This window comes from Aquaspirillum sp. (genome assembly GCF_055136605.1).
In genome coordinates, this window is sequence record NZ_JBSQVP010000035.1 from 1 (window position 1) to 26,176 (window position 26,176).

Annotated in this window: 32 protein-coding genes; 14 read left to right on the forward strand and 18 right to left on the reverse strand. The window is 48.7% G+C overall.

The genetic code is table 11. The annotated features are described in order from the left end of the window. The 8 genes from ACTBZS_RS07435 to ACTBZS_RS07470 all read left to right on the forward strand — a co-directional run. Positions 1–246, forward strand: a 246-nt coding sequence (locus ACTBZS_RS07435; RefSeq protein ID WP_463043726.1) for a hypothetical protein, incomplete at its 5' end; no start/stop codon positions are given. 379 nt (positions 247–625) lie between these two features. Then, on the forward strand, positions 626–2,524 hold the full coding sequence (locus ACTBZS_RS07440) for a Dam family site-specific DNA-(adenine-N6)-methyltransferase (RefSeq protein WP_463043727.1): 1,899 nt from the start codon (positions 626–628) through the stop codon (positions 2,522–2,524). A gap of 3 nt (positions 2,525–2,527) precedes the next feature. Beyond that, positions 2,528–2,977, forward strand: a complete 450-nt coding sequence (locus ACTBZS_RS07445) for a DUF7226 domain-containing protein (RefSeq protein WP_463043728.1) — start codon at positions 2,528–2,530, stop codon at positions 2,975–2,977. After that, positions 2,977–4,689 carry an AlwI family type II restriction endonuclease gene (locus ACTBZS_RS07450; protein ID WP_463043729.1) on the forward strand — a complete coding sequence of 571 codons (1,713 nt, stop codon included), beginning with the start codon at positions 2,977–2,979 and terminating at the stop codon, positions 4,687–4,689. The genes ACTBZS_RS07445 and ACTBZS_RS07450 overlap by 1 nt, the downstream gene beginning before the upstream one ends. Before the next feature lie 324 nt (positions 4,690–5,013). Further along, on the forward strand, positions 5,014–5,205 hold the full coding sequence (locus ACTBZS_RS07455) for a hypothetical protein (RefSeq protein WP_463043730.1): 192 nt from the start codon (positions 5,014–5,016) through the stop codon (positions 5,203–5,205). Between the two features lie 159 nt (positions 5,206–5,364). Continuing rightward, positions 5,365–5,637 carry a type II toxin-antitoxin system RelB/DinJ family antitoxin gene (locus ACTBZS_RS07460; RefSeq protein WP_463043731.1) on the forward strand — a complete coding sequence of 91 codons (273 nt, stop codon included), beginning with the start codon at positions 5,365–5,367 and terminating at the stop codon, positions 5,635–5,637. A 151-nt stretch (positions 5,638–5,788) separates the two neighbouring features. Next, positions 5,789–6,766, forward strand: a complete 978-nt coding sequence (ttcA, locus tag ACTBZS_RS07465; RefSeq protein WP_463043732.1) for a tRNA 2-thiocytidine(32) synthetase TtcA — start codon at positions 5,789–5,791, stop codon at positions 6,764–6,766. Continuing rightward, positions 6,756–7,553: a spermine/spermidine synthase domain-containing protein gene (locus tag ACTBZS_RS07470; protein ID WP_460430200.1), complete on the forward strand. Its 798-nt coding sequence runs from the start codon at positions 6,756–6,758 to the stop codon at positions 7,551–7,553. The genes ttcA and ACTBZS_RS07470 overlap by 11 nt, the downstream gene beginning before the upstream one ends. Before the next feature lie 51 nt (positions 7,554–7,604). Here the strand turns inward: ACTBZS_RS07470 and ACTBZS_RS07475 are convergent, their stop codons facing one another. Genes ACTBZS_RS07475 through minC form a run of 5 tightly spaced genes read right to left on the reverse strand, consistent with a single transcriptional unit; the run spans position 7,605 to position 11,722 of the window. Beyond that, complete coding sequence (locus tag ACTBZS_RS07475; protein WP_463043733.1) at positions 7,605–8,714, reverse strand: peptidylprolyl isomerase; 1,110 nt, start codon at positions 8,712–8,714, stop codon at positions 7,605–7,607. 15 nt (positions 8,715–8,729) lie between these two features. Continuing rightward, the gene (locus ACTBZS_RS07480) at positions 8,730–9,668 is read right to left on the reverse strand and encodes a LysR substrate-binding domain-containing protein (protein WP_022652479.1); all 939 of its coding nucleotides are present in this window, start codon (positions 9,666–9,668) and stop codon (positions 8,730–8,732) included. 3 nt (positions 9,669–9,671) lie between these two features. Then, positions 9,672–9,953: a cell division topological specificity factor MinE gene (gene minE / locus ACTBZS_RS07485; protein ID WP_463043734.1), complete on the reverse strand. Its 282-nt coding sequence runs from the start codon at positions 9,951–9,953 to the stop codon at positions 9,672–9,674. A gap of 7 nt (positions 9,954–9,960) precedes the next feature. After that, the gene (gene minD / locus ACTBZS_RS07490; protein WP_463043735.1) at positions 9,961–10,770 is read right to left on the reverse strand and encodes a septum site-determining protein MinD; all 810 of its coding nucleotides are present in this window, start codon (positions 10,768–10,770) and stop codon (positions 9,961–9,963) included. Positions 10,771–10,798: 28 nt separating this feature from the next. After that, positions 10,799–11,722, reverse strand: coding sequence for a septum site-determining protein MinC (gene minC / locus ACTBZS_RS07495; protein ID WP_460430204.1), 924 nt, complete (start codon positions 11,720–11,722; stop codon positions 10,799–10,801). Positions 11,723–11,991: 269 nt separating this feature from the next. Here minC and ACTBZS_RS07500 point away from each other — a divergent pair, with 269 nt between their 5' ends. Then, positions 11,992–12,582, forward strand: a complete 591-nt coding sequence (locus ACTBZS_RS07500; protein WP_460430205.1) for a phasin family protein — start codon at positions 11,992–11,994, stop codon at positions 12,580–12,582. Between the two features lie 88 nt (positions 12,583–12,670). On the opposite strand, the gene ACTBZS_RS07505 is transcribed toward ACTBZS_RS07500, so the two are convergent. The 11 genes from ACTBZS_RS07505 to hisB form a co-directional block, all read right to left on the reverse strand. Then, positions 12,671–13,036 carry a DUF2069 domain-containing protein gene (locus tag ACTBZS_RS07505; RefSeq protein ID WP_460430206.1) on the reverse strand — a complete coding sequence of 122 codons (366 nt, stop codon included), beginning with the start codon at positions 13,034–13,036 and terminating at the stop codon, positions 12,671–12,673. Positions 13,037–13,039: 3 nt separating this feature from the next. Beyond that, positions 13,040–13,786: a twin-arginine translocase subunit TatC gene (gene tatC, locus ACTBZS_RS07510; protein ID WP_460430207.1), complete on the reverse strand. Its 747-nt coding sequence runs from the start codon at positions 13,784–13,786 to the stop codon at positions 13,040–13,042. Further along, complete coding sequence (gene tatB, locus ACTBZS_RS07515) at positions 13,783–14,136, reverse strand: Sec-independent protein translocase protein TatB (RefSeq protein ID WP_463043736.1); 354 nt, start codon at positions 14,134–14,136, stop codon at positions 13,783–13,785. Before tatB ends, tatC begins: the two co-directional genes overlap by 4 nt. Before the next feature lie 8 nt (positions 14,137–14,144). Further along, positions 14,145–14,381 (reverse strand): Sec-independent protein translocase subunit TatA, encoded by a 237-nt coding sequence (tatA, locus tag ACTBZS_RS07520; RefSeq protein WP_022652472.1) that lies wholly within the window; start codon positions 14,379–14,381, stop codon positions 14,145–14,147. A 21-nt stretch (positions 14,382–14,402) separates the two neighbouring features. Beyond that, complete coding sequence (locus ACTBZS_RS07525) at positions 14,403–14,726, reverse strand: histidine triad nucleotide-binding protein (RefSeq protein WP_460430208.1); 324 nt, start codon at positions 14,724–14,726, stop codon at positions 14,403–14,405. A 16-nt stretch (positions 14,727–14,742) separates the two neighbouring features. Next, a complete protein-coding gene (locus ACTBZS_RS07530) occupies positions 14,743–15,066 on the reverse strand; it encodes a phosphoribosyl-ATP diphosphatase (protein WP_027405035.1) in 324 nt (107 codons plus the stop codon). A gap of 103 nt (positions 15,067–15,169) precedes the next feature. Continuing rightward, positions 15,170–15,568, reverse strand: coding sequence for a phosphoribosyl-AMP cyclohydrolase (gene hisI, locus ACTBZS_RS07535; RefSeq protein WP_460430210.1), 399 nt, complete (start codon positions 15,566–15,568; stop codon positions 15,170–15,172). Beyond that, entirely contained in the window at positions 15,565–16,329 is a 765-nt protein-coding gene (gene hisF / locus ACTBZS_RS07540) for an imidazole glycerol phosphate synthase subunit HisF (protein ID WP_463043737.1), read from the reverse strand. Before hisF ends, hisI begins: the two co-directional genes overlap by 4 nt. 50 nt (positions 16,330–16,379) lie before the next feature. Continuing rightward, complete coding sequence (hisA, locus tag ACTBZS_RS07545) at positions 16,380–17,123, reverse strand: 1-(5-phosphoribosyl)-5-[(5-phosphoribosylamino)methylideneamino]imidazole-4-carboxamide isomerase (RefSeq protein WP_460430212.1); 744 nt, start codon at positions 17,121–17,123, stop codon at positions 16,380–16,382. A 61-nt stretch (positions 17,124–17,184) separates the two neighbouring features. Continuing rightward, positions 17,185–17,826: an imidazole glycerol phosphate synthase subunit HisH gene (hisH, locus tag ACTBZS_RS07550; protein ID WP_460430213.1), complete on the reverse strand. Its 642-nt coding sequence runs from the start codon at positions 17,824–17,826 to the stop codon at positions 17,185–17,187. Beyond that, positions 17,823–18,416, reverse strand: coding sequence for an imidazoleglycerol-phosphate dehydratase HisB (gene hisB, locus ACTBZS_RS07555; RefSeq protein WP_460430214.1), 594 nt, complete (start codon positions 18,414–18,416; stop codon positions 17,823–17,825). Before hisB ends, hisH begins: the two co-directional genes overlap by 4 nt. Positions 18,417–18,579: 163 nt before the next feature. Here hisB and hisC point away from each other — a divergent pair, with 163 nt between their 5' ends. Further along, positions 18,580–19,641, forward strand: coding sequence for a histidinol-phosphate transaminase (gene hisC, locus ACTBZS_RS07560; protein ID WP_463043738.1), 1,062 nt, complete (start codon positions 18,580–18,582; stop codon positions 19,639–19,641). Positions 19,642–19,790: 149 nt separating this feature from the next. Here the strand turns inward: hisC and ACTBZS_RS07565 are convergent, their stop codons facing one another. Together ACTBZS_RS07565 and ACTBZS_RS07570 are read right to left on the reverse strand one after the other, a co-directional pair. Next, on the reverse strand, positions 19,791–20,999 hold the full coding sequence (locus ACTBZS_RS07565; RefSeq protein WP_463043739.1) for an MFS transporter: 1,209 nt from the start codon (positions 20,997–20,999) through the stop codon (positions 19,791–19,793). A 1-nt stretch (position 21,000) separates the two neighbouring features. Beyond that, a complete protein-coding gene (locus ACTBZS_RS07570) occupies positions 21,001–21,138 on the reverse strand; it encodes a hypothetical protein (protein ID WP_463043740.1) in 138 nt (45 codons plus the stop codon). Here ACTBZS_RS07570 and phoB point away from each other — a divergent pair. The 4 genes from phoB to ACTBZS_RS07590 all read left to right on the forward strand — a co-directional run bounded on the left by phoB (position 21,137) and on the right by ACTBZS_RS07590 (position 25,994). Continuing rightward, on the forward strand, positions 21,137–21,826 hold the full coding sequence (phoB, locus tag ACTBZS_RS07575) for a phosphate regulon transcriptional regulator PhoB (RefSeq protein WP_022652463.1): 690 nt from the start codon (positions 21,137–21,139) through the stop codon (positions 21,824–21,826). The two genes, ACTBZS_RS07570 and phoB, sit on opposite strands and share 2 nt — an antisense overlap. A gap of 4 nt (positions 21,827–21,830) precedes the next feature. Next, entirely contained in the window at positions 21,831–23,162 is a 1,332-nt protein-coding gene (gene phoR / locus ACTBZS_RS07580) for a phosphate regulon sensor histidine kinase PhoR (RefSeq protein WP_463043741.1), read from the forward strand. Between the two features lie 69 nt (positions 23,163–23,231). Beyond that, positions 23,232–24,302, forward strand: a complete 1,071-nt coding sequence (gene tal / locus ACTBZS_RS07585) for a transaldolase (protein WP_463043742.1) — start codon at positions 23,232–23,234, stop codon at positions 24,300–24,302. A gap of 195 nt (positions 24,303–24,497) precedes the next feature. Further along, complete coding sequence (locus tag ACTBZS_RS07590; RefSeq protein WP_463043743.1) at positions 24,498–25,994, forward strand: SNF2-related protein; 1,497 nt, start codon at positions 24,498–24,500, stop codon at positions 25,992–25,994. The last annotated feature ends 182 nt before the right edge of the window (positions 25,995–26,176 follow it).

Consider the following 26,176-nt stretch of genomic DNA (forward strand, 5'->3'; position numbering starts at 1 on the left):
ATAATAAATAGTTTAAAGGTTTTAAAGAATGGACCCGAGAGAAAAAGCAAAAATGCTCGCCTTCGTTCTATGGAACGAGTTCAATGCAAAGCAAGTAAATATCGCAAAAGTATTGAGCGTGTCGGAAGCAACGATCTCCCTGTGGCTCAAGGAAATGCGTCTCCGCGAGCAGATACACAATTTAACCCAGGAGTTGAACGAAGTTCGCGCAATAGCCATGGGATTGCAGTCTCAGGGACTAATTGAACAGCGAAAATCATTCGAGATTCTTCAGTAGAAGATATGTCTTGCTGGGTCAGGAGAAAAGCCGAAAAAGCTAATGGCTTATCTCAACTGCGCTTAGTAACTCCACCTTTGTGATAGCGAAAGCGTGTCGGATTAAGGCTCGCTTTTCGTATTTCCTGACACCTTCGGTGCTGTGTCATGGATTAAATCTGACACATTACAACCTGGTTGTATGATTTTCCATTTCATGAGCAAACCCCTAATTGCAGCATTGTTTGGTGTTATGGCTGATAAGTAGCTTCACCTCCGAGATAAAGCTGAAATCGAAGAAATCGCGTGTATGTAGCCAAAGGACAATTTGGTGGCAGTAAACAAACAAGTTTTCCAATGGAGTAGTCTTGTGTTTGCTCAAGAAAAGTTTTTTATTCAAAATTTAAATGAGTCTCGACCCCTTCTAAAATGGGCAGGTGGTAAAACCCAGCTTTTGGGGGAAATCATTCCAAAAATGCCAATAAATTATGGTCGTTACATTGAACCATTCTTTGGTGGCGGTGCACTGTTTTTTGCTGTGAAACCAGCTGGTGGTGTAATTGCTGACAGTAATCCCGAGCTGATCAACTTATACCGCACAGTAGCAAGTGATGTTGAGGGTGTATTGGGAAAACTTCGACATTATCAGAACACTGAGGAGATGTTTTATGCTGTTCGTGCCCAAGACTGGACAATGCTTTCAAGGGTTGAAGCGGCAGCTCGGACCATTTTCTTGAATCGAACATGCTTCAATGGACTGTATCGAGTCAATAAGAAGGGCCAATTCAATGTTCCTTTTGGGCGCTACAAAAATCCAAAGGTGATTGATGAAAATGGGCTAATGGCCGCCTCTTATCTGTTACAGAATACAACAATTATCTGTGGTGATTATAAGGATGTACTACGAGAACAAGCTCAACCTGGTGATTTCATATTTCTTGATCCTCCATATCTTCCTGTATCGGAATATGCCGACTTCAAGCGCTACACAAAGGAACAATTTTACGAAGAGGATCATATAGAACTTGCTTCCGAGGTTAAGCGCCTACATGAGTTGGGTTGTCATGTTATTCTTACCAATTCGAATCATCCTTTGGTGCATGAACAATACAAGGTTTTCTCCATTGATGTGATACAAACTAAACGGAGTATCTCCTGCAATGGTAAAAAACGATCTGGAGAGGACGTCATTGTAAAAGTGCCACCAAAACCACGTTTTAATATTCGTTTAGCCCCTACCCCATTATCTGAGCAAACATTGTTATATCCACCTACTCGTTACATGGGTTCTAAGAACAAACTTTTGTCAGAAATTTGGGCTGTAGCATCTCAATTTGAGTTTGAAACAGCGATAGATCTATTCTCTGGTTCTGGTATTGTAGGATATATGCTGAAAGCGCATGGCAAAGCCGTTATTAGTAACGACTATATGCACATGTCACACCTTTTCGCTAAGGCAATGATTGAAAACAATCACATAACGCTAGGTATAGACGAAGCATTGTCACTACTTGAGCCTAAAAAAATTGTAGATAGGTTTGTGGAGAATAAGTTTCAGGGATTGTACTTCTCTGACGAAGATAATCGCTTGATCGATATTCTGCGGGCCAATATCAAGGGAATTAGAAATCCATATAAGCGAGCTATTGCAATGTCGTCATTAGTACGGACCTGCATAAAAAAGAGACCACGAGGGATATTTACCTATGTTGGTCACCGCTATGATGATGGACGTAAAGATCTTCTTATGTCGTTCCGAGATCAATTCTTGGAGGCAGTGAACGTGATTAACTCCGCGGTATTTGATAACGGTAAAAATAATAAAGCTAGGAATGGGGATGCTATGACTTTACAGCGAAGGGAATCAGGGTTGGTTTATATTGATCCGCCTTATTATTCCCCTTTATCAGACAATGAATATGTACGCCGCTATCACTTTGTCGAAGGTTTAGCGCGTGATTGGCAAGGTGTTGAGATTCAAGAACACACTATTACCAAGAAGTTCAAGTCTTACCCAACACCGTTTTCTTCCAGAAAGGGAGCTGCTGAGGCATTTGATTTACTATTTAAACGATTTAGAGATAGCGTGCTTGTTGTTTCTTACTCATCAAATAGTCAACCAACACTGGATGAAATGGTAAACCTTATGAGTGTTTACAAAAATCATGTTGAAGTTGTTCCAATTGATTATCGCTACTCTTTTGGAAATCAATCTGGCAGAGTTAAAGATAATAATCTTGTTCAAGAATATTTATTTGTGGGGTATTGAATTATGGATTCATTCGAAACTAACGACTTTCTCCAGGCAAATGACCCTAAAAAAGTAATAGAAGTCGTCCATGCTGTAAATCAGAACTACTACACAGATCATGCTATTGAGCAATATATCGGTACTAATTCAGATGGCCGACAAGGTCGTTACTATAGATTAGCAGCACAAAAACTAGGACTGGTCTCAACCAGCAATAACTATACCATTTTGACTGATAGTGGTAGATATTTCGTTGGACTTCAAACACATGATCAAATAAATTATATTAGAACTGCCATTCTATGTTTACCAATATTTCGTGAAGCTATCAATCTTATTCAAAGCAAAGAAACAAATCTTGAAGATTTAAAATCATGGTTTAAAGAAAAGTACCCAGGAGAACAAACTACTGCACATCGAAGATTTTCAACCTTTATTAATTATCTTGTTTTTTGTGGAATTTATTTGTAATGAAACCTTGGCATTTAGGAAATACCACGGTCCGAAGCCCCTTCCGTTTACGGGAAGGGCTTGTTGCCTTGGCCTCTTCGCCACTTCAAGGAAACCTGCGTGGAAAAGAGCAAGAAATTGCTTTTCGACGTCTACTTGGTGAACATGGCATAGTTGAGCTAGGCGATGATGATACTTATAGCGTTGGCCGTAAATGGCGATCAGCATTAAACAAGCTAGGGTTTCTATATCCAGAAGTACCATCTGCTTCTGGTCTATCCCAGATTGAGATCGGCCAATTGGATACCATCACTCCAAATGGTTGGCGTCTAATTCGCGCTGACACTGTTCCCGCGATGCAGGAATGTTTCCTGCGCGCGCTTGCAGCTCATTACATACCATCGGCTCTTGAGAAAAATTTCGACTTCTCTGTTTTCTCACCACTCAGACATACACTGTCAGTCATGCTCGAACTTGAACGTCAAACGGGAGATAGCAGACTGAATTTCATTGAGATGGGACTTGTCGTACAGCTTACCAATGGCCATGATGATTTAGGTGAGATTGTCAGTCGTGTCCTCAATTTGCGAGAACGTCGAGCAGCATCAGCCGATAAAAGAAAGTTTGACCGGCAGGCACGCGATGAAGCGGCAAAATTACATGGTTATGCAGCAAGCACATTCAATGATTATGCAGATACTAATTTACGTTATCTTAAGGCAACAGGCCTTGTACAAAACAAGGGAAGAGGGCTTTCGCTAGTACCAGAGAAGCACTTGTTCATAGAACGGCTAACAGAGGAAACGACGGTCCCAGAATCTGATCAGGCATATTTTATTATGTTGTGTAATGGTGCCACTTTACCAACTGATAACCAAAACTCAGCACTTGCCGTACTAAATGATCTATTAGAGCAACTGAGATCCAGGAATATTCCTTTCGAAATTGGCAGCAAACCGACCAGTAATCCAGCTGATATTGAAATCATTCGACACCAGATTGAGGCTCTTCTAGCTGAGGCTCGAGAAGAAGCATATGCAGCTCAACAAGCAGATGAATGGGAAGAAATTTCTGCTTACATGGAGCTTATAATTACTCGTCGTAATAGAAAATCTTTGCCGAGTGGTGAAGATATTGAAGTTCCAAAATTAGAAGCCCCCGCATATTTCGAGTGGGTACTGTGGAGGGCCTTCTTAGCAATTAATAATCTGGTTAACAAACCATACGAGGCTCGTCGATTCAAGATCGATCAGGATTTCCTCCCTGTAGGCACAGCACCAGGAAATGGTCCTGATCTAATTTTTGAGTTTGATGATTTCGTGCTGGCAGTAGAGGTCACGTTAACAACTAACTCACGTCAGGAAGCTGCAGAGGGAGAACCCGTAAGACGCCATGTGGCTGATCTTGTAGATTTTTACCAAAAGGAGTGTCAGAAACAGGTCTATGGTTTGTTTATCGCTAATAAAATTGATTCTAATACTGCCGAAACTTTCCGTATTGGTATCTGGTATACCAATACCGATGAAAAAATGCGTTTAGATATTATTCCGATTACCTTGACACAATTCAAAAACATATTTGAGGCACTTTTCACTTCGGGAAAAGTGGATGTTGCTCTGATTCGAGAGTTACTTGAGCAATGTAGTAATCTGCGACCAATATATGAGGCACCAGCGTGGAAACGAGAGATTGATAACGTTTTCCAGAAAACAGCAGGGCGGCTCTTACAGTGAAAAGAATGAGCGCAAAATTCTGGTAAGAGAATAAAAAATGCTGGTTTTTTATCCAGCTGGTAGCGTGGGCACTGTTTTTGTGCCCACTGTGTGCTTGAAGAATATGGGCTTGTGGTGCGTCGCCCCTTTGGGGTGACGGCACCGTACGAATGGTGCTAGACGGTTTGCATTTGTAACCCAAAATAATGTAGCAGTCGGTCATGTTGGGTTGCCAAACAACCGGCAAACCAACCTACGCCAGCTACCCTTAACCCACGCCGCCAGAGAATCCCTCGGTGCAATCTGCTAAAATCATCGCCTTTTCAGTTTGTTAGGCGATGCCCTATGTCTGTTTCCGTTGCGGTTGAGCTCACTGACGCCGAGAAAAAAGCACGTTATCAAGGGACAGCCACCTTCGGGAAAATGATGATGACCAAAAGACAAAACCCCGCTTGTTGGCGGGGTTTTTCGTACTATCGTATGTCCTCGGGGGGAGGCTTGCGCCCGCTAGTCCCGTGGCTAGTGATTGCAATATAAGGCGTTCGAGTGCCTATGTCAAACCATCAGAATTTGTGGTGCGTCGCCCCTTTGGGGTGACGGCACCGTACGAATGGTGCTAAACGCTTTGTATCTACCTTGCGATTGTCCACAATGTGAGATACCTTGTATCTCAATCAGTCGCAATAGGAGGTCATCATGGCTGCTAACACCACTATGGTTCATGTCCGCGTGGACGAGAAAATCAAGGCGCAGGCTGCAGAAACGCTGGCCTCGATGGGTCTGACCCTCTCCGATGCAATCCGTGTCTTTCTGACCCGTGTTGTTGCCGACAAGGAATTGCCCTTCGTGCTCAAGGCACCAAACGCCACCAGCTCTGTCGCCATCGCCGAGGCCAACGAAATTATCAAGAGCCGTCGCGCTCGCTTTGCAACTGCTGATGCTCTGCTGAATGACCTCGAAGCATCGTAGTAACCCAAAATAATGTAGCAGTCGGTTATGTTGGGTTACCAAACAACCGGCAAACCAACCTACGTCAGCTATCCTCAACCCACGCCGCCAGAGAATCCCTCGGTGCAATCTGCTAAAATCATCGCCTTTTCAGTTTGTTAGGCGATGTCCTATGTCTGTTTCTGTTGCGGTTGAGCTCACCGAAGCCGAGAAAAAAGCACGTTATCAAGCCAATAAATTAACCAAACGTCTGCGTCATCACGTTGGCGATGCGATCAACGATTTCCAAATGATCGAACCCGGCGACAAGGTGATGGTGTGCCTGTCGGGTGGTAAAGATAGCTATGCCTTATTAGATATTTTACTTGGCTTGCAAAAATCGGCCCCAATCGACTTTTCCTTGGTGGCGGTGAATCTTGACCAAAAACAACCTGGTTTCCCCGCCGATGTATTGCCAACCTATTTGGCACAATTAGGTATTGAATATCGCATTATCGAAGAAGATACCTATAGCATCGTCAAAAAATTGGTGCCTGAAGGAAAAACCACGTGTTCTCTGTGCTCGCGCTTACGGCGTGGCATCTTATATCGCGTGGCGGATGAACTGGGGGCAACCAAAATTGCCCTCGGTCATCACCGCGAGGACATTTTAGAAACCCTGTTTCTCAATATGTTCTACGGCGGAAAACTAAAAGCCATGCCGCCTAAGCTCATCAGCGATGATGGCAAACATATTGTGATTCGTCCTTTGGCCTATTGCCGTGAAAAAGACCTTGTTCGCTATGCCGAACAGCGACAATTTCCCATCATTCCTTGCAATCTCTGTGGCTCACAGCCCAATTTGCAACGGCAAGTGGTGAAAGAAATGTTGGCCGATTGGGATAAGCGTTTCCCCGGGCGGATTGAAACCATGTTCCGCAGTTTGCAAAATGTGGTGCCATCTCACCTTGCCGACACAGGCTTGTTTAACTTCCATGATTTACAGCGGACAGGCATGCCGATGGCTGACGGTGATACCGCGTTTGATCGTCAAACTTTCCACGATCCATTGCCACCGCAAGAAGACGATGACGAAACCGCCGTCCCATCACCACGGCGAGTATTCAGTATTTTAGATTCCCGTCCAAAAGGGGATGGCTGTGCATCATAAGCCTGTACCGACGGCAAGACGGCGACAGCGTGCTGGGGTGCCGGTTGAGGTATGCGAAAGTGGTGAAGGGCGGGCGTTGTTGTTGGGCACGGATACGGTACAAAGCCTGATGAATGTCGGGCATCCTGCCGAATTGGTGTTGTCCTACACACGGGCGATGATGGGTGGATTGCTGTTTTATCGCCAACCGAAACGGATTCTTCATATCGGTTTGGGTGGCGGTTCTTTGCTGCGGTTTTGCTATGAACATCTGCCGGAGAGCGTGCACACGGTGGTTGAACTGCACGCTGAAGTGGTGGCGGCGGCGCGACAGTGGTTTGAGTTACCGGAAGAGGGCGAACGGCTCACCATTCACGTCATGGATGGCGTGGCTTTTATGGCGCAGTGTGAACAGCAGTTTGATCTGATTTTGGTGGATGCTTTTGATGGCGTGGAAATTGTCGCGGACACGGTGCGAGAGCCGTTTTTGCACGATTGCCGCCAAGCCTTGTCGGCTGAGGGGGTGTTGTCGCTGAATTTTTGGCGTAAAGATCCGTTTTTCGAGCGGCGTTTTCAGACGGTAACGCGAGTGTTTGAGGGATGGGCATTTCAACTACCGGCGACAACGCACGGCAATGTGGCCATTCTTGCCATGCGTCCACCGATACCCAGCGTACTGCGCCTAGATCGCTTGGCGACCGAGGCGAATACACTGACAGCGCAATGCAATATCGAGTTTGATGCGTTTGTCTCGCGTTTGAAAGCAGAAAATCCACATACGGCACAACGTCTATTGCCCAGACAATAGCGCATTGGGTGGGCACATAAGCCGTGCCCACCTATCAGAGGGTCGAGAGTCTCAAAGATAGGCCAAACCGCTGTTAGCCAAGCCCACCAAATCAACCGTATTGGCATTGGCTTGTAATGTCGCTGCTGCCGCTAACAAATCGCCTTGTGTGGTTTCGCCACGGTCGAGCATACCCTGATAGAGCGCTTGGGTTGTTGCATCGGGTAAACTGCCGGTGACATTTCGGTAGACCGCTTTGACAAACGACGCATTGTCGCTGCCACCCGCGAGGGATTGGAACAATGGGGTTTGCACTGCCAATGCCGCTACACTCTGCATCGATTTCCCTTGATCGAATAAATCCAATCCAGTGCTCACAATATTTGCTTGCAAAGCATTAAGGCCAAAAGCAGCGTTAATCAGCAAGGCCGTTTTCCCTGCATTGCCATTCAAGTCATAAGCAAATTTGCCATCAGTAAACTCCAGCCGCGATGCCTTTGTCACTGTTTCAGGGCTATAGCTGCCGCCTAGCTTCGTAACGCTGATTGTATTGTTCGAGGTTAACTTCACGCCGTAATCTGTGCGGGCCCCGCTATATTGTGCAATTGCGATGCCGTAGGGATTGCCTTTTAAGGTATGGCTGGTTAGCGTGGGATTGGCTGCTGCTTCGTAGCGTTCTGCACCGTAAATCGAAATCAGATAGGGATAAGGAAAGTCTTGATAGGGCGTGCCGCTGATGGTGACGTTGGCGACTTTGGCTTTTTCGATTTTATCAATGACATCTAGGCCATCAATGACTTTACCAAAGACGGCATAACCTGGCTGGGTGCTGCTTTGATAATTGAGATTGGTGTTGTCGACCGTATTCACAAAAAATTGCGAAGTGGCTGAGTTGGGATCGTTGGTGCGGGCCATGGCCACTGTGCCACGCAGATGGCTAAGGCCAGTGTTGCTTTCCAGTTCAATCGCAGCATCGGTGGTTTTAAATTGTAGTTTTTGATTCATCCCCCCGCCTTGCACCACAAATTGATTGATCACTCGATGAAAGATGGTGCCCGTGTAAAAGTCTTTGTCGACATAACTAAGGAAGTTGTTGACCGTTTTTGGGGCTTGTTCTGGGTACAGCTCCATGATGAATGGGCCGTAACTGGTATTGATTTGAACTTGTGGTTTTGTGCTCATAGCAAAATCAGATGGTTAGCGTACAGAAGGCAGCATGGTAACACCTGCTAATCCACATTGATAAATCGCTTCGGCGAGGGCGGCGATGGCTTTTTGGCGAGGGTATTGCCGGCGGTAGGCCAATACCACGCGCCGAGTCGGAGCGGGTGGGGTAAACGGGATAAGCGATAGCATGGCCTCATCGCCATTTTGTACCGACGTCAGCGGCAAAACTGTAATCCCCAATCCTCCGGCCACCATGTGGCGAACAGTGGTCAAAGAGCTACCTTGTAACCCATGTTGCCAACTTTCTAATCCGGGCGTGTGGGGCAGCGAGGGTTCGCTGTGGCGATCACATAAGGCCAAAACTTGATCACGGAAACAGTTGCCGTGTGCTAACAGCAAAATGCTTTCTTGTGCCAGCTCTTGCGGTGCAATCTGGGTGCGTTGTGCCCACGGGTGTTGCCGTGGGGTGGCGACAATAAAAGGCTCATCGTACAGTGGTAGGGTGGCCAAACCCGATTCTTCAAACGGTTCCGCCACAATCGCTGCATCAATTTCACCCAGCTTGAGCATCTCTGTCAGACGCGAGGTGTAATTCTCTTCCAGATACAGCGGCATTTCTGGCGTGGTCTGTTGTAATGCTGGAATCAATCTGGGTAAGAGATAGGGGCTGATGGTGAAAATAATGCCTAAGCGCAGCGGCCCTGCCAGCTGATTTTGTTGGCTGCTGGCAAGTAAGCGTAGGCGTTCAACCTGTTCTAACACCAGCTGCGCTTGTTGAATAATGGGCTCACCTTGCGGCGTGATGGTGATTTCTGTGCCACGCTCAAATAGCGAAATGCCGAGTTCTTCTTCAAATTTTTTAACGGCAATAGACAGAGTGGGCTGACTGACAAAACAACGTGTAGCAGCACGGCCAAAATGGCGTTCACGGGCGACTGCAACGATATAGCGCAGCTCGGTTAGGGTCATGATTTATTTTTCTGGCAAGATGATATTGACCTCGAGCACTTCAAATTTGTTTTGCCGCTCGAATTGAACTTTGATGTCTTCTTGCGAGATGCGGATATATTTAGAGATCACCTGCATCAATTCAGCTTGTAAAGCGGGGAGATAGTCGGGGGCAGCTTCATTATTATCGCCACGTTCGTGTGCCAAGATAATTTGTAAGCGTTCACGTGCCACGGCGGCGCTGCCCACGCTGCGTGGCGGTGGGCTTGGTTCGGTACGACCAAAGATTTTTTCAATCAGGGACATAGTTGTCTTAGCCTCCAAACAGGCGCTTGAGTAGGCCAACCTTTTGCACATCTAAGAATCGGTGAGGACGGTCTTCACCTAAGAAACGGGCGACGACGTCTTTATAGGCATCAGAAGCATCTGCACCATTGACATGGATCACCGGTGTCCCCGAGTTAGAGGCTTGTAATACGGCTTGAGATTCTGGAACCACACCAATGAACGGAATGCGCAGAATTTCTTTCACATCATTCACCGATAGCATCTCGCCCTTTTCTACCCGTTCTGGTGAGTAGCGGGTAACCAGTAGATGTTCTCGAATCGGTTCGAGATTTTCGATTGCACGACGTGACTTGGAAGCGAGCAGGCCGAGGATACGGTCAGAATCACGCACAGAGGCGACTTCTGGGTTGGTCACCACAATCGCCTCATCGGCAAAATACAGTGCAGTCAGCGCGCCTTTTTCAATGCCTGCTGGCGAATCACAAACAATGTATTCAAAGTCTTTTGCTAATTCATTGATGACCCGTTCAACCCCTTCGAGGGTTAACGCATCTTTGTCCCGTGTTTGAGAGGCGGGCAAGATGTAAAGATTGTCGCAATGCTTATCTTTAATCAGTGATTGGTTTAAAGAAGATTCATTGTTAATGACGTTGATGATGTCGTAAACGACACGCCGTTCACAGCCCATAATCAAGTCAAGGTTCCGCAAACCGACATCAAAGTCGATGACGACGGTTTTGTGGCCACGTAAAGCCAAACCGGCAGCAAAGCTGGCGCTGGTGGTGGTTTTTCCCACGCCACCTTTACCAGAGGTAATCACAATGATTCTTGCCACAGTACTATCCTTATCAAACTGGTGTGGTTCAGGTTAATGGTGCAATTACCAAACGCTCGGCATCCAGATACACCTGAACGCTGTGCCCCTTGAGACTGACCGGGGGCTCGGTATCGAAAGTACGGTAGAAGCCAGCAATCGAAATCAGTTCTGGCTCAAAGCGATGCACAAAAATCCGTGCTGACATATCGCCATGTGCCCCTGCGAGTGCTCGACCTCGTAGCGGTGCGTAAATATGGATGTTGCCATCTGCAATCACTTCGGCACCACCGCTGATGGTTGCTAAAACAATAAGGTCACCACCTTTAGCATAGATTTGTTGGCCAGTTCGCACTGGCTTATCAATGATTAAAGTTTTGTGCCGTGTAGGTAAAGCGGGTTTATCCACTATTGTTTCAGCAGCGGCTATCGGATGCTGTTCGATAACGGTTGCTGGCTGCTCTGTGGAAGCAGAAACTTCCTCTTCAGTTGCGGCAACGACAGCCGCAGTTTCCCCCGTGATTGCTGGGATGTCCGCCTCTGGCGCAGGCGCAGCGATGGCATCGGGAATGGCTTCTGCCGTCGCTGCTAATAAGCGAGTGCTTTCAATCACCGGTGGCATCCACCCTAAACCTGCTGCCGCCGCAATATCTGCGAGGCTTGGATCAGGATGGCGGATGCTAATCGCTTGTAAGCCAAAGCGTGCGGTCAATTCACGCAAGGCTAATAGTTCATCCACACTGGTGTTGACCTCAAGGGTGGCCAAATCAAGCAGTGTGGGTTCGTGGAGAAGTTGACCCGCACGTTTTGCCAGACGAACGGAGAAGGCCTGTTCTAGCCGGGCAAGGTCTAGCGTGTAGAGATGCAGCGCAAGTGCATCAATACTGGCAGACTTGATGTCAAACGGGGATTTATAAGGTGACATGGTCGCATGAACTGCGATTGAATTAAACAATAGTCGCAGTTTACTCATTATTGCGCGCTCTCTTCAACACGATTTGCGTTTGTATTCAAACGAAGATTTGCAAAAAGAAAAATATCGTGACAATTTAAAGACTTGCCACTTTTGTGCAACGCAATAAAAACTTGACCAAATCTGTTTTAACGTTTATTCTTGAACCATGTTGCAGTGCAGCATAGAGTGAAGCTGTCAAACAAAGGCAGTCTTTCCTCTCTTAATAGAGCTGCCTGAGCTGCGATCTTTTATTCAGGCCTTTTTTTCAAGACACAAAGGAAGACATCATGTTGAACACTAACTCTCTCGCAAATGCACACGAACAACTGGCTAGCCTCGGTCAAGCGAATGTAGAGAAGGCAATGCGCCTGTCGAACATCGTTCTGTCCACCGCTGAGCGTTTTGCTTCGCTGAACATGGAATTGGGCAAAAAAATCCTCGACCAAAACGTTGAGACGGTTAAAGCGCTGACCGAAGCCAAAGACCCGAAAAAACTGGCAGAAATCTCCACCAGCTTGGCTCAGCCTGCTGTGGATAACTCGCTGAACGCCGCACGTAGCCTGTACGACGCTGCTGTGTTGACTCAAAACGAAGTGCAATCTTTTGTTGAAGAACAACTGTTGGAATTCAACAAACAACTGTGCGCCAATTTGGACAAAATCGCTAAAACCAATCCAGCCGGTGAGCCAGCCATCAACGCCATCAAAAACGTGTTGACCTCGGCAACTGCTGCTTACGACAGCGTGGCAAAAACTGCGAAAAAAGTGAGCACCGAATTGGCTGAAGCGGGTGTTGCTGCTGCTGCAAATTCCGCTAAAGCGGCTGGCGAAGTGGTGTCGCAAGCCACTAAACAGGCTGCCCCTGCTGCTAAGAAATAATCGCTGACTTGCCACTGGCGAGTGAAAGATCATAAAAAAGCGCCCCCGTTATGGGTGGCGCTTTTTTGTCGTATAAAAGAGACAGTATTTAAGAAAGCGTTCGGCGGGGTTGGCTGTGACGGGTGGCTTTGGCGTAATAAATGGCGGTAACAAAAAACACTGTACACCACACAATTTCTCCCCAAGCCATTAAACGCGAAGTCGGATCGATATCTGACCAAGCACGCATCACGCCCTCACCAAAGAAGAACAGGATAAACATGCTCGCCCATTGGTAGGTGTAGCGTTTACCGGCTAATACACCTCGCAGAGGCAGTAATAAAATCACTGCTTTCAATGCTAACAACGAGCCTCCCGGGCGCAGTGGAGCAAGCCAAAGCTCCCATGCCAGCGTCCACAGAATTAAACCAATCAGGCTTGTTGCTGCTAGCCATAGCAAGTGTCGTTCTGACATCGCTTACCTTTCCTCGTGCTCAGTCGCGGTGGCGGGCTTGCCTAACCAACCGGCCATCACAATCCCAAATTCGTATAACAACCACAGGGGTACGGCGAGCATGATTTGTGACAACACATCCGGTGGTGTCACGATAGCGGCAATCACAAATGCACCGACAATCACATAGGGCCGTGCTTGTTTGAGCTGTTCGAGGCTGACAATGCCGAGCTTGCTCAACACAATCACCACCACTGGCACTTCAAAAGTCACACCAAAAGCGAAGAACATGCCGAGCACAAACGAAAGATATTTATCAATATCCGTCATCATCGAGACTCCATCGGGAGTCACCGAGCTCATAAAGCCAAACACCACTGGAAAAACCAGAAAATAAGCGAAGGCCATGCCGACGAGAAACAACACAAATGAGGATACGATTAACGGCAAAGCCAATCGTTTTTCGTGTTGATACAAGCCGGGTGCAACAAAAGCCCAAGCTTGATACAAGCTATGCGGTAGCGAAACCAAGAACGCCACCATCATGGTGACCTTCATCGGAACGAAGAATGGCGTGGTGACATCGGTTGCAATCATCTGGGCCCCTGCGGGTAGAACTTCCATCATCGGCAATGCCAATAACCGATAAATATCACCAGCCCAGTGAAATAAACCAAGAAAAACCAAAATGATGCCCAGCAGCGCACGAATCAGACGGGTACGCAATTCGATGAGGTGGGCGATCAGAGGCTGTTGCGAGGGATCGCTCATTTTTTACTGTCAGAAGAAACCGAAGGAGTAGAGGGGTCGGTGTGATTAGGAGATGGGTTGGTGCGTAGGCTATCGCGGACGTCTTGCAACGGCTGGCTAATATCATCGCTGTGTTTCCGCACGCTGTCTTCAAACTGTCGTGCGGCATCGGTCACATCGGCTTGTAGCTGCTTTAGCTCGCTGACATTGACCTCGCGTTGAATATCGGTTTTTACCGAATGCACAAAGCGTTGTGCCCGACCAATTAACGCCCCCACTGTCCGTGCAACCTTGGGCAGTCGCTCGGGGCCAATGACCACCAAAGCGACAATCCCAATCACAATCAATTCGCCGAAGCTGATCTCAAACACGATAAGGCTTACTTTTTATCTTGAGTCGGTTCGACATCAATCACGCGGCCACCTTCTTTGTTGGCTGTGGTGTTTGCCGTAGGGGTATCGGTTGCTGCTTTGTTCTCCTCTGAGTTCATTCCCTCTTTGAAGCCTTTGACTGCGCCGCCTAGGTCTTGGCCGATATTACGCAATTTTTTGGTACCAAAAATCAGCACCACTACCAGCAACACCACCAGCCAGTGCCAAATGCTAAAAGAACCCATGAGTGACTACCTTTTCAAAACTTAGCCAGGATGGCCAAAAACGTGAATGTGTAAATGGAAGACTTCCTGTCCACCACCGCGTCCGGTGTTGATGGCTGTCTTAAAGCCATTTTTCAAGCCCTGTTCAGCCGCCAAACGTGGCGCAAGGCCTAATAGTTTACCCAATAGCGCTTCATCGTCTGCCGTGGCATGGGCCAAAGAGTCGATGTGCTGTTTTGGGATAATTAAAAAATGCACAGGGGCAATCGGGTTGATGTCGTGAAAGGCCAGCACGTCCTCATCTTCATACACGATTTTAGATGGGATCGTGCCTGCCGCGATCTTACAGAACAGGCAAGCACTCATCACATTTCCTTCTTGATTATTGCTGACGTGATGCTTTTTCGTCGTGACCAGAAATCCCCTCACGGCGATGCAATTCGTCTAACACATGCTCAGGGCGCAGCCCGTGGTGAGTTAACAGAACCATGGTGTGGAACCACAAATCGGCCACTTCGCGCACCAAATGCAAGCGATCACCGTCTTTCGAAGCCATCAGCGTTTCTGCCGCTTCTTCTGCCACTTTTTTCAAGATGGTGTCTTGCCCTTGATGCAACAGACTCGACACATAAGACGAGGCCGGATCAGCACCCTTGCGGGTTTCTAAGGTGTCGGCGATGTGATACAGCACTTCAGCGTGAATCATGCTAACTCTCCAATTTCTAAGGGACAAAACAATAACAGACAAGTTCAGTCGGCATCACGCTTGAGCTTACACGCTTGAGGTGAAAACGGCGTGAAAAGACGTATTAGTGGCCGTGACCGTGGGCATAAATTTGGCTGGGGTCTTTTTTCACCTCGTCGGTGATTTCCCATGCGCCATTGCGCAATACACGGAAGAAACAACTTTCACGCCCAGTATGACAGGCAATGCCACCTTCTTGATCGATTGAATAAATGATCACATCACCATCGCAATCTAAGCGAATCTCGCGCACGTGTTGGAAATGGCCGGATTCTTCGCCTTTGTGCCACAGTTTTTGCCGGCTGCGCGTCCAATAGTGGGCGGTACCTTTTTCTGCTGTTAATGCCACGGCTTCGCGGTTGGCATAGGCAAACATCAAAATGCGTTGGCTGTTGGCATCTTGGGCGATGACTGGGACCAAACCTTGGTTATCCCAGCGGATTTCCTCTAACCATGTGCTCATAAGCGAACCTCGATACCGGCTTGTTGCATGGCGCGTTTGGCTTCTTCCACTGTGTGTTCACCGAAGTGGAAAATACTGGCAGCTAATACTGCATCCGCATGACCATGTAGCACGCCATCAACCAAATGTTGCACATTACCCACGCCACCGGAGGCAATCACTGGAATATCGACTGCATCACTGACCGCACGGGTTAATGGCAGGTTAAAACCAATTTTGGTGCCGTCCCGATCCATACTGGTCAATAAAATCTCACCCGCACCAAGCGCCTGCATTTTCTGTGCCCACGCCACCGCATCCAGTCCGGTTGCTTTACGACCACCGTGGGTGAACACTTCCCAGCGGTCGTTGGCTGGTGAAACGGCTTTGGCATCAATTGCCACCACAATTGCTTGTGAGCCAAAACGGTCGGCGGCATCTTTGACCAACTGAGGGTTGAGCACAGCAGAGGTATTGATACTGACTTTATCGGCACCCGCGTTGAGCAAGCGGCGGACATCAGCCACTTCACGCACGCCACCACCGACGGTAAGGGGAATAAAAACCTGCGAAGCAACGGCTTCAATAATATGCAAGATAATATCGCGGGCATCGCTAGAAGCCGTGATATCAAGGAACGTCAGTTCATCTGCGCCCTGCTCATCGTAACGACGGGCAATTTCCACCGGATCACCGGCATCACGCAGGCCTAAGAAATTCACACCTTTGACCACACGACCAGCAGTTACGTCAAGGCAGGGGATGATGCGTTTAGCAAGCATGGCGATTTCTTTAACGGGGCAACGCTTGGACGTTGCCCACATGAACAAAATTAAGCGTCAGACAATTCGTCAGCGAGGGTTTGGGCAGCTTGGAAATCGACAGTGCCTTCATAAATAGCACGACCTGTAATGGCCCCTTCGATGCCTTCGCTTTCGACCGCACACAAGGCTTTGACATCGTCGAGGTTGGTCAGGCCACCAGAGGCAATCACCGGAATCGTCAAGGCTTGTGCCAGTTTGACCGTGGCTTCGATATTGACGCCAGACAACATACCATCGCGGCCAATGTCGGTATAAATCACGGACACCACACCATAATCTTGGAAGCGGCGTGCCATGTCGATCACATTATGTTGGGTCACTTTTGCCCAACCATCTGTGGCAACCATGCCATCTTTGGCATCCAAACCAACAATCACTTGGCCGGGGAAAGCATCACAGGCATCGTGCAAAAAGCCAGGATTTTTTACCGCTGCCGTGCCGATGATCACGTATTTCAGACCGAGGTCGAGATAGCGGTCAATGGTGTCCAAATCGCGGATACCGCCGCCCAACTGGACCGGCATATCGTTGCCCACTTCGCCCAGAATGTCGCGGATCACCGAGAAATTTTTGGGTTTGCCGGCAAACGCGCCATTCAGATCTACCAGATGCAGGCGGCGGGCGCCTTGGTCACGCCAGTGAATGGCGACTTTGACCGGATCATCCGAGAAAATAGTGGCATCGTTCATTTCGCCTTGGCGCAAGCGCACGCATTGGCCGTCTTTCAAATCGATCGCAGGGATGAGTAGCATGATGCGTTGTAGGGTATCGGGTTAACAGAGAAGATTGATTACAAAGGGGAGTTCGCCTGCATTACGCAACGCCATCCCAAGCCAAAAAGTTTTCCATCATTTTTAAGCCCGCATGGTGGCTTTTTTCGGTGTGAAACTGTGTTGCAAACACGTTGTCTCGGCCAATGATGCACGAAAAACGCTGTGGGTATTCACTTTCTGCCAGTGTTAAGGCTGTTTCTTGCGGTTGAAAGTAATAGCTGTGAACAAAGTAAAAACGCTCGCCATCGGCAATACCCGCAAACAGTGGGTGGGCGCGGTTTTGATAGACCCGATTCCAACCCATGTGAGGCACTTTCAAACGCTGACCCTGTGCATCAACCAAGCCACTGGCAAACCGTACCACATCACCAGCAAAAACACCCAAACCGGCGGTATCACCTTCTTCGCTATGGTCGAGTAGCAACTGAGCCCCAACACAAATGCCAAAGAAGGGTTTGGTGCGCGTGGTTTCTAACACCGCCTCGGCAAGGCCATAGCTACGCAATTCACGCATACAGTCTGGCATCGCACCTTGGCCAGGGAAGATCACCTTGTCGGCAGCGACCACTGCATCAGGATCGCGGGTCAGAAAGACATCCGCACCACCGTGGTTAACCGCTTCGACCGATTTCAGCACTGAGTGTAGATTACCCATGCCGTAGTCTATGATTGCGACTTTCATGCCGTTAGCGTTCCTTTAGTGGAAGGCGTCACACCAACCATCCGGTCGTCGTACTCACAGGCCATGCGTAAAGCGCGACCAAAGGCTTTGAAGACAGTTTCGGCTTGATGATGGCTGTTTTCACCGCGCAGATTGTCAATGTGCAGGGTCACCATGCTGTGATTGACGAAACCATGAAAGAACTCGCTAAACAAATCGACGTCGAACTGACCGATGCTAGCGCGGGTAAAGGGAAGGTTGTAAGTCAAACCTGGACGACCAGACAGATCAATCACCACCCGTGATAAGGCCTCATCGAGGGGGACATAGGCGTGGCCATAGCGGCGAATGCCTTTTTTATCACCAATGGCTTTCGCAAAGGCTTGCCCTAAGGTGATACCAATGTCTTCCACCGTGTGGTGGGCATCAATATGCAAGTCACCCTTGGCCACAATATCGAGATCAATCAAACCGTGACGGCTAATTTGATCCATCATGTGATCAAGAAAAGGAACGCCCGTCTCGAAATGAGAACAGCCTGTCCCATCTAAATTGATGCGAACAGTGATTTGCGTTTCGAGTGTATTTCGTGTGATTTCGGCTTGCCGCATGGCGATTTCATCTTAGGGATAAAAGGTTCTCGAGCAGGCACAAACACCTGTTGCCTGCATGATACCATTCCTGTTTGCCAAGTATGCACCTTGTATCGTTATCCTGCGCCGCTTTTGCTGATTTTTCGCAAAAACTGTGGCCGTTGTTAAGAAAGTTCAGCCCATGAGTCAATATTGGAGTGCTGTGGTTCACAGCCTAAAACCCTATACCCCTGGTGAACAGCCAAAATTACACAACCTCATCAAACTCAATACCAATGAGAACCCCTATGGCCCATCGCCCAAGGCCTTAGCCGCCATTCGCGCAGCGACAGATGACAGCCTGCGCCTCTATCCCGATCCGAATGGCGATGTGCTGAAAGATGCGGTGGCGACACGGCATGGTTTGACACGACAACATGTTTTTGTCGGCAACAGTTCAGATGAAGTGTTGGCGCATGTTTTCATGGCACTGTTGAAACAGGATAAGCCGTTGCTCTTTCCCGATATTACTTACAGTTTTTATCCGGTTTACTGCGGTTTGTATGGAATTGACTACCGTTTGGTGCCATTGGATGAGCAATTTGCAATTCAGGTAGCTGATTATCAGCAAGAAAACGGGGCAATTATTTTCCCCAATCCCAATGCGCCAACGGGACGGTATTTGCCCTTGGCCGAGATTGAACAATTATTGCAAGCCCATCCACAATCGGTGATTGTGGTGGACGAGGCTTATGTCGATTTTGGCGGTGAGACAGCGATTGCATTGGTGTCGCGGTATCCAAATTTATTGGTTACCCAAACCTTATCAAAATCGCGTTCTTTGGCGGGGTTGCGTGTGGGCTTTGCTGTCGGTCATCCAGATTTGATTGCTGGCTTAGAGCGAGTGAAAAACAGTTTCAACTCCTATCCTCTTGACCGTTTAGCGTTGGCAGGTGCAAGTGCAGCGTTGGAAGACGAGGCCTATTTTCAACAAACCTGCGCGGCAGTCATCGCTACACGCGAGGCATTGACGGCAGAACTCACTGCATTGGGGTTTGAGGTATTGCCGTCGTTGGCGAATTTTGTGTTTGCTCGTCATCCCCAACACGATGCGGCGACATTGGCCGCACAGCTGCGCCAACATGCCATTATTGTTCGCCACTTTAATGCACCGCGTATTGACCAATTCTTACGTATCTCGATTGGTACCGAGCAAGAAATCGCCACACTATGTGCAGTGTTAAAACAGTTGTTAGCAAAATAAGCGACACACCGCCCCAGCTCGGGGCGGTACAGTGGCTGGGTGTTAACACAACATACTTTGTCCATATTCAAGGATAAAACTGGGTTGAAGGTAGGCGATAAAGGCCAGTGCTAATATCACTATCAATACCCAATACCAGAGCCATGATTTCATATCGGGTGAGCCGGTGTGAGGGAATGTTGTTTAATCGGAAGACACAATGCTGCTGCCGTAACACCCAGCGCCATCGAGCCGTACCAAATCCAATCATAGCTGCCGGTGGTGTCAAACACACGGCCACCCATCCACACACCAATAAAACTGCCTACTTGATGGGCACAAAATACAATGCCACCCAGTGTTGCCATATATTGCACCCCAAAAATTTGTGCAATCAGCCCATTGGTGAGTGGAACGGTGGCTAACCATAAAAACCCCATGGCTCCGGCAAAGAACATGGCGCTGGCGGGTGACAAAGGGGTGTTGATAAACCATGCCACCAATAGCACACGGCCAAAGTAAATCACTGCCAACAGATGTTTTTTGCTATGCACGCCCCCCCATTGCCCAAATAAATAGGTACCAGCAATATTAAATAAGCCAATTAACGCCAGACACAGCGTGCCCAACTCTGCCGATTGGCCGGCATCGGCCAGATAGGCCGGTAAATGGGTACCGATAAACGTCACCTGAAAGCCACAGACAAAATAACTGAACCCCAACAGTAAGAAACTGGGATTGCTAAATGCCTGTTGCAGGGCTTGACGTAAGCCTTGTCCTGAATGGCTGATATGTTTGGGTGGGCTGGGGGCGACCAAAGGCCGTGACGCAGGCAGAATCAAGGCAATCAGCAAAGCACTACACAACAAGGCCAAACTCCAGCCCAATTGTGAAATTAGGCTTTGTGCCAGTGGTAACATTAAAAACTGTCCAATTGATCCGGCGGCGCTGACCAAGCCTAATGCTTTGCTGCGTCCTTCTGCTGGCACCACACGACCAATGACACCAAACACCACGCTATAAGTCGTACCTGATAGACCCAAACCGACTAACACCCCTGCCCCAACATCGAAGCCTAGCGGGGTAGCCGCGCCAGCCATCAGCACTAAACCCACTAAATACAGCAGTGCCCCAACAATCAACACCCGCCGTGCGCCCCAGACATCGGCGATCATGCCGGTAAAGGGTTGTGCCGCACCCCACAAGAGATTTTGCAAGGCGATGGCAAAAGCAAATTGTTCTCGCCCCCAGCCAAGGTCGAGCGTCATCGGGGATAAGTACAAACCAAATGAATGGCGAATCCCCATTGAAAGGGTCACGATCAGCCCACTGAATAACAGAATGCGCTTGATGACACGGGGATCAGTAGACGTTTGCATGCTAAATAGCTCGAATCAAAGCACTCCATATTACTTCTTTTTGCAAAGTAAAAAAAATCGCTGCCAGACTTTTCATCTTTTTGTAACGAAGCGTTTTTATGCTTGCCACAATATTTTCATTGCCAAGGACGCTGTTCATGCCTGCTAACATCCTGCTCGTCGAAGACGAGCCTGCTATTCAAGAGCTGATTGCCTTTAATTTGGTTCAAGCTGGACATCATGTCTTGCGCGCCGCTTCGGCTGAAAATGCGTGGACATTGGTGCGTAATGCTTTGCCCGATTTGGTGTTATTAGACTGGATGTTACCGGGGGCGTCTGGGATTGAATTTGCCAAAAAATTGCGTGCAGATGAACGCACACGCGGCATTCCGATCATTATGTTAACCGCCCGTTCCGAAGAACAAGACAAGGTGATTGGCCTCGAAACGGGTGCGGATGACTACATCACCAAACCTTTTAGCCCGCGTGAGCTGCAAGCACGGATTAAAGCGGTGTTGCGCCGCCGTGCGCCACAAATGACGGATGATGCAGTAGAAGTGTTGGGCTTGCGGCTTGACCCTGCCACCCATCGCGTTTCCGCACACGACCAACCGGTTGAGTTGGGCCCGACTGAATTCCGCTTATTGCATTTCTTTATGACCCATCCCGAGCGCGTGCATTCGCGAACCCAGCTATTAGATCAAGTCTGGGGTGACCATGTGTTCGTCGAAGAAAGAACGGTGGATGTTCATATCCGCCGCTTACGTTGTGCATTGGAGCCGTCCGGTCATGCTGCCTTAATCCAGACTGTGCGCGGCACTGGCTATCGTTTCTCTCCACAGGTGTAGCGGCGTGAATGCATTCTTTTGGCGATGTCTCAAAGGATTTTTCCTACTAGCTGTAGCCTCTCTCCTTGTTGCATGGGCCACCGAGAATGAATATGGGTTGGTGGTACTGAGCACCGGGCTACTGTTATGGCTATTGTTCCATCTGTGGCATTTACGGGCGCTATTGCAGTGGCTGCACGACCCGCAGCCTGACAAAATTCCCGATGGTTATGGAAATTGGGATCAGGTCTTTTCATTGTTATATCGCCAAAGCCGCCAACAAAGTTTGTCGCAAAAGAAACTGGCCAATGTATTAGAACGCTTTATCAATGCCGGTGAGGCCATGCCTGATGGGGTGGTGGTGTTGGATGAGCTGGATCGGATTGAATGGTTCAATCCAATGGCCGTCGAACATTTTTCACTCAATCGCAAGCAAGATATTGGTTCACAAATTGCCAATCTTGTTCGCCAACCGGGTTTTCATGCCTATCTCACCGAACAGCAATACAGCCAACCACAAATCCTGCGCCAAATGCGCTCGGGGGGAGAGTTGGTATTGTCGGTGCAGTTGGTGCCTTTCGATTCCACCCGTAAATTGCTGTTATCAAGAGACATTACTCAATTAGAGCGGGTGCAAACCGTTCACCGCGATTTTGTCGCCAATGTTTCCCACGAATTGCGTACCCCACTGACAGTGGTAGGTGGGTTCTTAGAAACCCTGTCTGATATGCCTGATGTCGATAGCCAGACCTTGCGTCAATTTTTGCCGATGATGATGGAGCAGGCAAAACGTATGCAAAATTTGGTGGAAGACTTGCTGACGCTATCACGCTTAGAAAGCAACCCGATTTCATCGGCGCATGATGTAGTGGAAATGGAAGATATGCTGCGTACGTTGCTGATCGAAGCCGAAGGGCTATCACAAGGCCGGCATCAGGTGGTATTGGCTGAAGTGGCCACCATGAATCTGTCTGGTGAACCCTCTGAATTACACAGTGCGTTTGGTAACTTGGTGTCAAATGCGGTGCGTTATACCCCAGAAGGCGGCACGATTACCTTGCGTTGGCGGGTCGACGGCAAGGGTACTGATCATGAACGGGCGGTGTTCAGTGTCACCGATACAGGGATTGGTATTGCACGTGAACATATCCCGCGTTTAACCGAGCGTTTTTACCGTGTTGATCGTGGCCGTTCGCGTGGAACCGGTGGCACGGGGCTTGGGCTTGCCATTGTTAAACATGTGTTGGCACGACATCATGCGCGGTTAGAAGTGGACAGTGAATTAGAGCGCGGCAGCACATTCAGCGTGGTATTCCCAAGCGATCGTCTCATCCATGTTGATGAGAGTGAGCATTGAGGCAATGGCTCAGCCGCGCTAGGATGTGGGCTGGATACAACAAAACAAAAAATCGATGGAGTAGCTATTGTGAACTCTCGCTTACAAGCAGTCCGTGCATTTGGACAAGGGATTTGGCTCGACAATTTATCGCGCGAGTTGTGGCAGTCGGGTGCATTAAAACAGTGGATTGAACAAGATGGAATTGCGGGGGTCACTTCCAACCCTGCTATTTTTCACAAGGCAATTGCCAACGATGCCCTTTATCAAAATGATTTAGCTGCGTTGAAAGCTGACCCTAGTTTGTCAGCAGAAGCGCGTTATGAAGCATTGGTCTTGCCAGATATTCAAGCGACTTGCGATATTTTGTTGCCTCGCTATCGCGAAACACACGGGGAAGAGGGCTATGTCAGCCTCGAAGTGTCACCGGCTTTAGCCCATGATGTCGAAGGTACATTGGCTGCTGCCCGCCGCTTGTGGCAGGCGATTGAGCGGCCAAATGCCATGATTAAAATTCCTGCTACTGCTGCTGGTATTGCTGCCCTGCGGCATCTAATCCGCGAAGGTATCAATGTCAACATCACCTTGTTGTTCTCGGCTGCACAAGTTGAAGCAACATGGGATGCGTATGTGCAAGGGTTAAATGAGCGTGAGCAAGACGGTCATGCCTTGCATCAAGTCAAAGCGGTGGCCAGTTTCTTCTTATCCCGTATTGATAGCCGTCTCGACCCTCGCCTACCGGCTGAATTACAGGGTAAAACTGCGCTGGCCTTAGCGCGCTCGGTATATCAGCGTTATCGTGAGCGTTTTCATGGAATGGAATTTGCGGCATTGAAAGCGCAAGGGGCGCGTCCGCAATATCTGTTATGGGCCAGCACTGGCACGAAAAATCCGGCTTATTCTGATGTGTTATATGTGGAGCAGTTGATTGGTGCTGAAACCATTAATACGGTGCCGGATGCCACTTTGTTGGCGTTCCGTGACCACGGCCAAGCCGCCGCCACCCTCGACAGTGACCGTAGCGGCAGCCAACAACACCTCGCCGCCCTTGCTGCACTCGGTATCGACCTCGATCAAGAAGGCGAAATCCTCCAACAAGAAGGCCTCGTGTTATTTGAACACGCCTTCGTCGCCTTATTAGCATTAACGGCGGTGGAGTAAGCTAATTGGGCTGTTTGTTTACTTCGGTAAAAAATGTGATCTTCTGAGTTGTTTTACGCTGTATCAAAAAAAATCCCCCAGTACTCTTGGGGGATTTTAACATTTGTGACATGATTTATCCTACTCGTTATTTTTTATGAAAACCAGATGCTATTTTCTTACTAATACTGCTGCAAATAATTCTGGAAAATTAAATTGGAACTTATTGACAACATTAATTGCCTTCTCGGTGATGATCTGAAGAAAACCCTGAAGAAGGGAGCACGCTTAAAGATCGCTGCTTCGTGTTTTTCGATGTATGCCTTTGAGGCATTGAAAACCGAGTTGGAAAAACTGGAGGGGCTGGACTTCATTTTTACCTCACCTACCTTTGTTGCCAATGAAGTTACTGACAAGATTCGCAAGGAACGCAAGGAATTTCATATACCTAAAATCGATAGGGAGCGTAGTCTCTACGGCAGTGAGTTTGAAATTCAGCTGCGCAACAAGCTTACCCAGCGCGCAATCGCTAAAGAGTGTGCACAATGGATACAGCACAAGGTTAAATTCAAGAGTAATCGCACCAAGGCTCCGATGCAGCAGTTCGCCTGCGTGCAGGCTGGCCGCACCGACACGGCTTACATGCCGCTGCACGGGTTCACGGCTGTCGATCTCGGGTACCAGCAAGGCAATGCGGTATCTAACCTCGTCAACAAGATGGACGAGACACCCTTTGCGGCCACGTACCTGAACCTGTTCGATCAGATCTGGAACGACTCTGAAAAGCTGGAGGACGTGACAGCGCAGATTTGCGAGCACATCGCCTCGGTTTACCAAGAGAACTCACCCGAGAGCATCTACTTCCTGATGCTCTACAACATCTTCAACGAGTTCCTAGACGACATCGACGAAGACGTCCTGCCCAACGACCGTACGGGCTACCAGGACACCCTGATCTGGAACAAGCTGTTCAACTACCAGAAAGATGCTGCCACCGGCATCATCAATAAGCTGGAAACCTACAGCGGCTGCATCCTTGCAGACAGCGTTGGCTTGGGCAAGACCTTCACCGCACTGGCCGTCATCAAGTATTACGAGCTGCGCAACCGGTCAGTGCTGGTGCTCTGCCCCAAGAAGCTGGCGGATAACTGGCTGAACTACAACCGCAACCTCAAGACCAACATCTTCGCCCGCGACCGGTTCAACTACGACGTCCTCTGCCACACGGATCTGTCCCGCACCAGCGGCGAGTCGTTCGGTACGCCGCTGAACCGGATCAACTGGGGCAACTACGACCTCGTCGTCATCGATGAGTCGCACAACTTCCGCAACAACGACGCCTACAAGGACAAGGAAACCCGCTACCAGAAGCTGATGCGCAAGGTGATCCAGGAAGGGGTCAAGACCAAGGTGCTGATGTTGTCGGCCACGCCAGTCAACAACCGCTTTACCGACTTGCGCAACCAACTGGCCCTGGCCTACGAAGGCGACTCCCAAAACCTCACAAAAAAGCTGCGCACGGACAGAAGCGTCGAGGAGATTTTCCGAGGCGCACAAGCAGCCTTCAATGCATGGTCGAAGCTCCCCCCAGAAAAACGTACCGCGCGTGCAATCCTCGACTCACTGGACTTCGACTTCTTCGAGCTGCTCGACAGCGTCACCATCGCACGCTCGCGTAAGCACATCCAGACCTGTAACGGTCAAATTTTTTGAGACACCAAGATCGGTTTTTTTTTGTTGCCATGTTCCGCTCGTAAACTGTTGGCGGTAGATTGCCACGAGCGGAGTGCAGTCGCACACAGTTGTAGAAGCCTACGATGTATTCGGTGATGTCTTTTTCTGCCTCCAAATGGTTGGCATAGTCCCGTCGCCACACGCGTTCGGTTTTCAAATTC